Origin of the sequence: Faecalibacillus sp. MSK20_93, assembly GCF_020589945.1 — a bacterium.
Classification (GTDB): domain Bacteria; phylum Bacillota_I; class Bacilli_A; order Erysipelotrichales; family Coprobacillaceae; genus Faecalibacillus; species Faecalibacillus intestinalis.
Window position 1 is genome coordinate 1 of record NZ_JAJDKA010000117.1, and the last position, 2,197, is coordinate 2,197.

Below are 2,197 nucleotides of genomic sequence, written 5' to 3' on the forward strand. Positions count from 1 at the left end.
TTATCCGTGGCGGTGTGAAAATTCAGAAACGAGATTTAGAAACGGGCGATACAAAACCACAAGGAAGTGCCACTTTGAAAGATACTGCCTTTGACATCATTTCCTTAAATGATAATGCGGTACTGGTTGAGGGCAAGCTATACAAGAAAAATGAAGTGGTAAAGACAATCCATACAGACATTGAGGGTGTCGCTTCTACGTCTGCTGACCTTTTACCTTATGGAAAATTCCGTATCGTTGAGAGTGAAGCTCCAAACGGATATTTGACAGACGGTGAAAAACCGATTGATTTTGCAATCACAGAGAATGGAAAAATCGTTGATTTAACCGACGAAGCCCATTCTATCTACAATCAGATTAAGCGTGGAGATATTGAGGGCGTAAAAATCGGAGCAGGCACACACAAGCGTCTTGCTGATGTTCCCTTTAGGATCACAAGCAAGACAACGGGCGAAAGTCATGTTGTGGTAACTGATGATAACGGGCAATTCTCCACTTCTTCTGACTGGGCTTCTCATAAGCATAATACCAACGCAGGAAAGACCAGCGAGGACGGCGTGTGGTTTGGAACTTTTGAACCAGACGACAGCAAAGGGGCGTTGCCTTATGATACCTACATCATTGAAGAAATGCGTTGCGATAGTAACAAAGGCTTTGAGCTTATCCCACCTTTTGAAATCGTGGTATCAAGAAATAACCTTGTGATTGATTTAGGTACTTTGACTGATGAATACGAAAAAGAAATCTCTATCCATACCACAGCGACCAGTAAGGACGGCGAAAAGACAATCCTTGCAGGAAAAGAGGTAACAATCGTTGATACCGTCAAATTAGACGGACTTACAAAAGGCACAAAATATCAGCTCAAAGGCTGGCAGATGTTAAAGGAAGAAAACACCGAGCTTCTTATCAATGGAAAGCGTGTAGAAAATGACTATACCTTTATCGCCGATGATGAAGCTATGAAAGTGGAAATTACTTATACATTCAATGCGTCCGAGCTTGGCGGTAAAAATCTGGTAACATTCGAGGAATTATACGATTTGAGCAATCCAGAAGAACCCGTAAAAGTTGCGGAACATAAAGACATTGAAGACGACGGACAGACGGTACTTATCACAGAGCGTATCATCAAAATTCATACGACTGCTACCGATAAGGACGGCAACAAAGAGCTTGAAGCTGGAAAAGAGGTAACAATCATTGATTCCGTAACCTTAGAGGGCTTAGAAGTCGGTACACAGTACAAACTTGTGGGCTGGCAGATGTTGAAAGAAGGAAATGCAGAGCTTCTTATCAATGGAAAACGTGTGGAAAGTGATTACACCTTTACCGCAGACAGCGAAACTATGAAAGTGGAAGTTGCCTTTACATTTGACGCTACTTCTCTTGACGGTAAACAGCTTGTAACTTTTGAAGAATTGTACGATTTAAGCAATCCAGACGAGCCGAAGAAAGTTACCGAGCATAAGGACATTGAGGACGAGGGACAGACGATTACCTTTAAGGAAAAACCCGAAGTCCCAGAGAAACCCGAAACACCACAGACAACAGAAAAGCCTAGTAGACCTAGCGACAGTCCCAAAACGGGCGATAACACTAACCTTTATGGACTGCTTGCACTTCTTTTGACTTCTGGTGCTGGACTGACAGGTATCTTCTTCTACAAACGCCGTCAAACAAAGAAATCATAAGGTGGTAACGGTATGAGAAAAGGAAAATCACGCTCTCCGCCGAAGCTGTCAAACGGCAGACTTCCGCTTATTCTGGCTTGTCTGCCAACAACCTGCAAGAACACGGATAGTCAAGGGTGCGTAAGCATTTATTTTACCCTTTACTATCTGTGGGCTTGCTGGTACTTCCCAAACCGCCAGAATAAGAAATTACAATCAAAAAATTTATCAAAAATAGAAAGAAACGAGGTAAAACAATATGGAAATGAAATATGTCGTGCCAGATATGGCACAGTCTTTTGGAACTCTTGAATTTGCAGGCGAAAGCGACCATGTTTTTGATAGAGATAAAGATAACCGTAGATTTTTCGCAAGAAGAAGCTACAACCTTTATTCAGATGTGCAGAGAGGGGAAAATGTTGTGGTAGAAATTCCCGTGCAGGCTGGCGAAAAGCATTTCAAGTATGAGCAGAAAGTAAAACTTGTCAATCCGAAGTTATACGGCAGAGGTTACGCAATCGGGG

The 2,197-nt window shown here is 42.4% G+C and carries 1 protein-coding gene and 1 pseudogene; both read left to right on the plus strand.

Features of this window, described 5'->3' with window-relative positions:
- Positions 1-1,694, plus strand: a pseudogene (locus tag LJD34_RS15790) (SrtB-anchored collagen-binding adhesin); the annotation flags it as partial.
- A 238-nt stretch (positions 1,695-1,932) separates the two neighbouring features.
- Positions 1,933-2,197: YdcP family protein (locus LJD34_RS15795; RefSeq protein WP_227352318.1), on the plus strand; the 265-nt coding region annotated here is incomplete at its 3' end.